This is a genomic window from Lactobacillus sp. ESL0225, from assembly GCF_003692905.1.
Lineage (GTDB): Bacteria > Bacillota > Bacilli > Lactobacillales > Lactobacillaceae > Lactobacillus > Lactobacillus bombicola.
The window spans coordinates 284,787-295,058 of record NZ_REHK01000006.1; the positions used below are offsets into that span (position 1 = coordinate 284,787).

Below are 10,272 nucleotides of genomic sequence, written 5' to 3' on the forward strand. Positions count from 1 at the left end.
CAAAACAGTGCTGTTGAACCCGCAGTGTTCAAATAAATGAGTAGTATCGCAACGAATATGGATCCTATGCAAAATGGGTGATAGTGTTCCGATCCGACAGTTATTTACAGACTCGCACGTTTTTAGTTTGACCGGTCAACTTATACAATTAAGCTTGTTAATCAACTTAGACCATAGTTATACTATCTAATCCATTTTAGTTTGTCAAGAATAAATTCCAAGTGGCAAGCAGACACATAAAGTAACTAGGCATAATTTAAAAAAATACTAAATAAAAAAATTTTAAACTAAGTTTAGATATTTTTTATATATTTAAATAAGAATAATCTAAATATGTTTGTATATAAAATTAAGTTAAACAATTTATAATATAGATTCATCGTTAATTTTACCATAAATGTTATTTAAATTTCGAATAAAAAACCTTATTTAACAAGATAATAATACTAAAATTAATTCTTTGGTTTCCAAATCAATAAAATCCAGAAAAATGGTTATTTATAATTGCTGATTAATTTCGGATTTTATATTGCTAATTTTGTACTTAACGTCTAAAATAATTCATGTATAGGTTTGGAAAATAGGAAAGGATATTTTAATGTTAGGTAAAAATAATTATAATGAACGTCTAAAGAGAATGGAAATGCAAGCAAAGCGAGATCGATTCTCAATTCGTAAATTAAGTATTGGAACTGCTTCAGTATTCTTAGGCTTTACTTTTTTTGGTTTAAACAGTCAAGCAGTTAAAGCTAATTCTGTTATTCCAGAACAAAACGCTACAGAAGAGGCTAATCAGCAAGCAACCGATAATAACCAGAGCAATGCTACACCGCCAAGTCAAGCGGCAACAGCCTCAGCTACTAAGAATCAGGATGCAGCTACTAGTAATGCGCCAACCGCTACTAAGGCTAATAGTAATCCTTTGTCCGAAAAGACGGATGATAAGCAAGCTAAGTTATCAACTTACACAGGATTGAGCACTTTTTTGAAGGATACAGATAAGGCAACTGCCCCAACTGCTCCTGCTCAGAATACAAAAGCAGACTCACTTAAGGTTGACAATAGTAATAACGCTCAAGCAGAAGTAAATCCTAATGGTACTTCTGCTTCTATTAATACTGCTAATAGCCAACAGGCAATTACTGCAGGGAATAATGTCCAAGGGACAACTAATCCTACGGGGTCAACTAATGTCCCTGCTGGGAGTGCTACAAATAATGGCGTTCCTCAAGCTGATGCTAATAGTAATCCTGATTTAACGGGACCGGCTAAAGATAGTGATCAACAGGCGAAGCTACCCGCTGATTCGGTCGCTGATGCTAATCAGAGGCCCAATTCAACTAAGGTACCTAGTCCGGTTAAGCCTTTGACTCCAGCTGATCAAGATAAGGATATGACACCTAAAGTTGGGGTACAAGATGCTTACAGTGGTAGCACAGCTAAAGTAAATAATTGGCAAGACTATGTTAAAGCCTTACAAGATTCAACAGTATCTGAAATTATTATCGTGAATGATATTAAGGCAGATAGCTGGGGGGGCTTAACTCCAATATATTTTCCTAATCGTGATTTAGTGATTAAATCAGCTGATTCCGGTAAATATACAATTGACTATAGGTACAGTCATCTGATAATTGATTCGACTGTAACTACGTTTCACCTAACTTATGAAAATGTGAATCTAAAGTGTGCCGACTATTATGGAGTTATTGATACAGAGACTTTATCGCCTACATTGGCAAATGCTTATATCACTTTTAAAGATACTACTTTTCGTGGTAACCAATTGGCCTATTTAGGACCGAATACGCATGTTACTTTTGAAGGTACTAATGATATGGCAACCATTCACTCCGGTTATGAACCAGGTAGAAATGGTAGTGATGATGGGCAACAATTATTGGAGTTCTCAGGTTCTGGTTGTAGTATCGACTTTAATGGTCAGTTTACTGGTAGTACCATTGGAGGTAATGTCCTCCAAACGACAGCTGCTAATGGTACTATAAATATTAATAAGGGTGCCAACGTTACTCTTAGACCCGGTGGTAGTGATCAAACTGGGCGAGACAATGTTGGGGCCCAAGGTGGATACGGAATAAATGGAATTGTAATGGCGGGAGCAAACTCAGTTGCTAATGTTCAAGGTACTTTGAATATTGAAGTTGGTTCTAGTACTTACCAAGGTAGTGTCGCAGATAGACAGGCAGCCACTGCTATTAATATTAATAGTACAAATTCAGGCATGACAGTTACTAATGGCGGTTCTATAAATATTAAAACAAATGGTGATATTAATACAATAACACCTTACAACAGTCTAGTTTACGTAGGTGGTAATTTAAATATTGAACCTAAGAGTTCACTAAAAATTACTGGTACCAACATGGGTAATTATTCAGGTACATTATTTTTGATTAGAGGTAACGCCCAAGTTAACAACGGTACTTTTGAAATGACTTTAGGTGACAGTTTAGGGCAAGGAGCGGGTACCGGAGCCATCACTCTAGTTGATATTCAAGGTGGTACACTTACCGTTAATAACCCCCAATCATTAGTTTTAAATGCGAATCTTAACCATAATCTATCTACTGCAATAGTTGGAAACAATAAGATTACCTTAAATAATGTAAGTCAGATTTTGAATATTAATAAAGAGGATATAGTCCTGCCGCCTTTCCTTGAATTAGGGTTACAAAGAGGCACATTTACGCCAACAGGAATGAATTTATATGTTCCATCTCTAGTCTTGCTTAATGGACAAAGAAAATTAACGAAAGAAATAATAACTAATCTCCCAGAAGCTTACCAGAAGCTACTTAACCCATTAATGACACTCGGTTTGGTTAAGGAAGGTATGACTTATGATGATATCTTTAAGAATATTATTATAGCTGCCTTCGGTAATAGGGCCCTGCTTCCTACGGGGTATAACAATGTTCGCTTTAAGTCAGCTAATCCTGATGGTTTCTTAGATCTTGAGAGGGTAAATGTAGCTGTTAATGGTGATGGAAGTCGAACTGTTACGGGTCATATCGTCAATTATACTGAAGAGAAAGATGGTCCTGGTAGTGATGGCATTTTTAGTAGAATTTTGCCAGGTGGGACCCATGCTTATATTAGCGCCAAGATTGGTACAACTGTTATCAATAATGCGGTGACTGATCCTAATCCTTACAAAGATACTAATATTAAATCTGGATCTATGCCGAATGAGTTTGCGGCTCAAGCCGATGGAAACGGCAACTTCAGCTTTACAATTCCCGCTGATCAGGTCAATAAACTCACTCCAGGTACGAAAATTGAATTAACCCCCCATGCTAACTTCATTGGTTATGATCCAAACAATAAGAATAACCATACTTATGATTTGTTGATTAAAGATATTAGTAAAGTCAGAACAGATGCCGCCACGGCAATTAAAGATGCTATTAGTGCAGCTAAAACCAAAGTAGGCAATAATCCTAATTTAACGGAGCAAGCTAAAACAGATTTTAATGCTGCTATGGATAAATATGGCCAAGATGCAATTTCTCCTACTCCTGATAAGCATCAGGGTACGTCGGTTTATGACCCAAGTGCTAATGATGAAGTGGCAATTAACAACCGCCGCAATCAGGCTGTACAAGGGATCAATGCTGCCTTGACTAAAGCAATGAAGGCCATTGCCAAACAAGAAGTTGCTAATGCGGCTACAGATGCTAAAAATAACTTCCCGACAATAACAGCTAAAATTACCGAGGCCATTAAGGATGAATCAGCCATTGATAATGTGCCTGGAGTTGACGCTGATAACAAAGTTGACGTTGTGCAAGGCAAGCTTAATGATGCTAAAAGCGGCCTAACAGCTAAAATTGACCAAGTAATTAAAGACTATAAAGACGGTATCAGAAATGATATTAACCAAAAGATTAATCAAGCCCAAAAGGATATTGATCAAATTGCTGAAGACCCTAATATAAGTCAAGCGGCTAAAGCTGCGATTACTAAGCTTAAAGATCGAACCGAATTAAGTGATGCTGCTGCGATTGCTAAAGATGGTGGTAAGATTGCCCAAGAATCTGACGAGAACGCTGTTAAAGATGATCAAGCTACAGCTAACGGTAAAATTAAAAATATTACTGATATGATTGATGCCATTAAAAAGGTGGAACAAGCTGCTCAAGACCAGATTACTAAACATCCAGAAGATAAAGACGACATTCAGGACAGTTTGAATGATATCATTAATAATATTACTAACGGTAAAGACGATGGTAAAGGCGCTGACATCATCAATAATATTCCCGTAATTAAGGAAGGACAAAAGAAAGCCGCTAGTGATATTAATCAGGCTGCCACAACTGCAATTGAGCAAATTAGTAAATTAGGCCTAAGTGATGCTGATAAGCAAAATTATATTGATGCAATTAATGCGGCTAAGGATCTAGCTACTGCTAAACCGGCTGACTCTAAGTTTGATAAGGATAAGTCTGTTTATGGGCAAAACACTCAACTAGGTATTGATCAGATTGTCACAGCAGCAAAGAATACCTTTAATAAAGAGGCTGCTAAAGCTGATTTGGCTAATACAGCTAAGTCTTATCTAGATAGTATTGGGTTAACAACAGATAATGATATGGCTAATGCCCTAAAGCAAGGACAAGACCAGATTGATGCTGTTCTTGATGGCGTACCAGTGGCAGATAATGCGACTGCCGTTGCTACTGCTAAAAAGTCAGCAGAATCAAAACTCCTTTTAGCTGCCAAACAAGCTGCTAAAAATCAGCTGATTGCTTATGAAAGTCAGATTGAAACTAATATAAAAAACCTACACTTACCAAGTGATGCTGAAACTATAGCCATTAATAAGGCTAAAGCAGTAATTAGTGACCAAGGTGAAGATTTTACTGTTATTAATAAGGCATCTGATAAAACTGGTCTACACGATGCGTATGAAACTGGCCACGCTAAGTTAAGTGACATTCTTGCGCAAGCAACTAAAGATGCTCTTAAGAGTAATGCCATTCAGCAAATTCAAAATAAGCAAGCTGAAATTAAGAATAATATTGCTAATCAGAGCAAGTATCCAAATCTTGATCCAGACAATGTTGCTAAACTGCAAAAAGACGTGGATGATGCGGCTCAAGCTGGTATTGCGAAAATCACAAACGAGCGAGATAATGATCGAATTACAACCGATTTTAATGAAGCAATAAATAATATTGCTGGAGTTGCCGTTGACGCTGCTAATTTAAATGATTTAATTGGTCAACGGAAAGCTGCTATTGCAAAATTACAGCAAAAAGCGCAAGCAGCTAAAGAACAAATTGAGGCAAAAACTGACACTGAATTATCGACAACTGATAAAGCTAATTATAAGAATTTGATTGATCAACATGAAAAAGCTGGTGAAATTAGCATTAACGCTGCTGATAAGGATAATGTTGATAATGCTGAGAATCTGGCTGAGCAGCAAATTGATAAGGACTTAGCTGCAGCTGAACTTGATGCCGCCAAGTCTCGGGCAAGTAAAGCTGTCAACGATCAATATCAAACAGATTTAAACACAATTAATGATTCTAAATTAGACGATCAAGCGAAAAAAGATTACATTAACAGTTTAAATCAAATTAAAGACGATGGTTTGGCTCAAATTAATACTGAACAGAGTCTTGATATGGTTAACCAGGCTAAGGCTGATACTATCAAAGGAATGGATCAACTGGTAGCTGGAATTAGTGATAAAGTTGCTCAAGAACTTGAGCAGCATAGAAAGACGGCAAGAGCCGATCTTGACCAAGCTGCTCAAGCAGTTCGGCAACATATTGAGCAAGATCCTAACTTATCGGATAATGAAAAGAATAAGTATTATCAGGATATTGACGTTGTGGTCGCAGATACTAACCGGGCTATTAATAGTGCTACGGATGAGTCTGCAGTTGATACTGCTGTAAGAGCAGGTAAAGGTAAATTAACACAAATTCAAGCTCAAGCTGACTTGCAATCAGCCAAAGAAGCTGCCCAGCATGACTTATTGGTAGAACAAAGTAAAGTTATTAACCAAATTAATGCTTTGAAGAATATCAATAGTGATGAAAAGAATAGTTTAATTAATCAGGTTAATGGGATTTACGATAATGCCAAGCAAGAGATTGATTCCCAAGACACGATTCAGCAAGTAGTTAAGTCTAGAGACCAAGGCATTGCTAAGATGGATGAGGTTGTTAAAGGTGCCCGTGATCGTGATCTTGCTGCAACAATTGATGCTGACTTAGGTAAGTTAGATGCTGCTGCCGAAAATGCTATTGCTGAAATCAATAATTCAACGTTGGCTGATGCTGCCAAAGCTCAGGCACAAAAGGACATTGAGTCTGCCCGTGATCAGGCTAAAGAGCAGGTCAAGAACTCTATTACTTCAGAAACTGCTAATGCAGCAGAAGCAACTGGTGAAACTAACATTAATCGGAGTAAGAATGATGCTCTAAAACAAGACTTGGATGCTGCGAAAACTGCTGGTAAAAAGGTAGTTGACGATGCGGCAGAAGCAGCTAAAAATCGGATTAATGCTCAATTCGATAAACTTACTGACGCTGAAAAACTAGCAGCACAAGCTGCTAAAAATAAAGCAATTGGGGCTATTACTGACGCTAAGACTAAAGCTGATCAGGCTATTGACCGGGCTATTTCTAAGACGGATATTAATAATTTAGTGACTGATGCAACTAATAACATTAACCAAGCAGAAAATGATTTCAACTTGGATATTATTAAGTTGCAAGCTAACAATGCAATTAGCCAACATGCCGAAGATGCAAAAGCAGGACTTGATCCAACCAATACCAATCAAAAAGCCACTATTGACGCTATTAATAATATCGTCAACGCTGCTGAAAATAGCATTAATGGAACTACAGATGCTAATACCATTAGATTTATTAAAGAGGGTGCAATCAGTGCTATTGATGGTATTAAGCAGAGTGCGCAAGACCAAGCTTTAGCAGAAGCCAAAAGTAAAGCAATTGCCGAGTTAGACAAGGCTTTGAAGGGTGACGTGCAGGCTAATCCACCTGTTAGTGGAATTAAGGATAAAATTGCAGCCTTACCTGAGTTATCTTCTAAGCAAATGCAACAGTTTACCGACCAGGCCCAAGCTGCTCATGATCAAGCTGTTAATGAAATTAATGGGTCCAATTCTCTAACTGATATCAATGCTAATAAAGTTGCTGGATTAGCTAATATTGGTCAGGCATTAACTGATGCAACTTTGCAAAATGCTAAGGCAAAAGCTTCTAATGACTTAAATCAATATGCTACAGGAGCTAAAGGTAGTTATGCCAATTCTACTAACTTGGATGATAAGCAAAAGCAGGCCTTAGATAAGCGGATTAACGACACCGTCGCTAATGCTCAGGCAGAGTTAAAACGCCCAATTACAGATACCACCGCAAAAGTTGATGCTATTGTGTCTGCTGCTAAGGGAGCCATTGACGGAATCAAAGCTGATGCGCAAGATACAAGCAATTTAAACAAAAATAAAGAGTCAGCTATCAACCGTTTAGAGGATGAAGCAAATAGACTCAGACAAAGGGTGAATGATGGCGGTATTAACCATACATTGGATACCGCACAAAGTAATCAATTACTTGCGGAAATTACTGCTGCCCTAAACGCTGGCAAGCAAGCCATTAATGCTGTTAAATCTGAAGCGGATCCAGCTAAGACTGCAGCGGATTTAGTTACGGCTGAAGCAACTGGAATGGGTAAACTTGCCGCTGTTGATGCCCACATTACTTATGAAGAAACATTGACTGCTGATTTGCAACGAATTACTGCTGCCGCTACAGCAGCTAAACAAAAAGCCCATGATATTGCGCAAAATTCGACAGTAGAAGATAAAGCTAAATTAGAAGCTGAAATGGTTCGGCAAATTGAAGCCGAAGCTGCTAAAGCCTCTGCTGCTATTAATAAAGCTAAGACTGATGCGCGCAACAATAATGACCAAAATCCAACGGTTGAAATGAATAAGCAAACTGCTGCTGGTGAAGCCGCAATCGCACACTTAACGGAAAGCTTTGAGAAGAAGAGCGAAGCAATCAATACTTTGGTTGGTCATGCTAATGAAGTTAAAGATAATTTAAAAAATTACGGTACCAATAATGATGATTCGGCCCATCCATATTTGAGTGAAAAGGATCTTGCCGATGGACGTCAAGCTGTTAATGACGCTTTACAACACGGTATTACTGACATTCTTGGTACGCCAGTTCCTGAAAATGCTGATGTAAATCAGATAGATCAGATAGTTGATGCTGCATTGACTGCTGCTAAAACTAAGGTTGATCAAGCGACGTATCCAACCCAACTTTTAGCAGAGAAGAATAAGCAACTTGCTAAAATTAAAGCCGCAGCACAAGATGCTAAGAAGATTATTACTGCTAAGGCTAGTGCAGGTTTACCGCCAGATGTTATTGATAACTTGAAACACCAGATTGATGACCTTCTCACTAAAACAACGGAACGGATTAATGGGGTCAAACTCGAAGACACTGATATTGCTAATGATATTAATAAGGCTAAGACAATGGTTGATAATATCGAGGCAGGAATTGATCCAAATAATAATTCGGATCCAAACGAAAAATACACCTACGGTCAACATGCTATATCAGGAATTGTAACTATCGCTGATGAAACACTTGACCTTATTAGAGCTAAAATAGCGGCGATTAACCGGTTAGAAAGTTACAGAGACCAGAAAAAAAATGAAGTTTCTCAAATTCCAGGTTTAACAAGTGAAGACTTAGAAAATTATCAAAAACAAATAGAAGCTGTATTTGAAAAAGATGGTAGAAATCGAATTAATGCAATATCTAGTAAAGATGGCAAAAATAGTGAATTACTAGGATTAGTCAATATACGAGAAAATACTGCTAAAGGAGAAATGGATGCTATTGTTAACCAAGCTAACAGACAAGCTGCTAATAATAAAATTATTTCTGATTTACAAAATTACAAAAATACTGCGCAGGACATCATTAATAATTCACAATTATCTCAAGCCCAAAAGGCAACAGCTAAAGGTGATATTGATAATGCCTTCAATACTGCTAAAAAGCTAATTGATGAAAATACGGCAAAAGTTAATGATGAAACACCCCCTAGTGATCCAATTGATCAATCTCAAATAGACAAGTGGAAAGCAAATATTGATGCTGTTTTGACCAATTCAGATTATGTGGCTGCTGAAAAGGACAATGCTGTTAAAGGGCTTGGTCAAGAAGTTACCGGTTTACAAAGTGGTTTAGACAGTATTGATATTGATCATTTAAATGATCAACAAAAGAAAGATTATCAGGCTAATATTGATACAATAAAGCAGTCAATTGCCAATATCAACAATATCAATCCTGATCAAACGGATAAAGACACGCTTAAAAATGCCACTGCTGAATATGTCAAAGGTCTGATTGCCTTAAACAAGTTAAAGGCTAAGATTAAACTTGATCAAGCGGCAGCAGCAGCTAAAGAGAAGGCACCAAATGGTGGAAACAGTATAGACGATGCAACCAATACAGCCAAAGGTAATATTGACAGCCTCCCTAATGATGTAGATATTACTAATAAAGTGGACGAGATAATTAAGGATATTGATAAGGCTGAACAGACCGGTGAAGGCAATATTAATAGTGCAGAAAACAATTCAGTTGCTGATGATGTTGAAAATCAGCGTAAAATTGCCGCAAATGAAGTTAAGACGCATTATAATGATGCTGTAACTCAACTTGGCACAGGTGCTCATGATAATACCGATAAAGCTTTGAACAATCACAAGGATAAAGACGGCAATATCATCATACCAGGAACCTCTATTGGTGCTATCAATGATAATAAGATAGCTATTGAACGTGAAATTGCCAAGGCTGCTGTTGAAGATGCGGCTGCTAACGCTAAGAATAAGGTAGCGGGCTTAATCCATGATGATAAGACCCCGTTGACTGATATTGAAAAGCAAGCCATTATTAATCAAATTGAACAAGAGCGTAAAGCTGCCACTAAAGAAAATGGGTCAATTGACCAAAGTAAGAGCGCAGAAGATGTAACTAGTGCCCAGAATACGGCAATTGGGAATATCAAGAATGATTTAACAGACGCTGAAAAAATTAAAGACATCTTGGATAAGGATCCAGCAGTACAACAAGAAAGGCTAGAAAAGGCTCGTACAGATGCCGCAAATGAAGTTAAGACGCATTATGATGATGCTGTAACTCAACTTGGCACAGATGTTCATGCTAA

General features: G+C 37.6%; 1 protein-coding gene. It reads left to right on the forward strand.

Annotated features, from left to right (window positions below):
* Positions 1-598 precede the first annotated feature (598 nt).
* A partial coding sequence (locus F5ESL0225_RS03050; RefSeq protein WP_122047830.1) for a DUF1542 domain-containing protein occupies positions 599-10,272 on the forward strand: 9,674 nt, incomplete at its 3' end.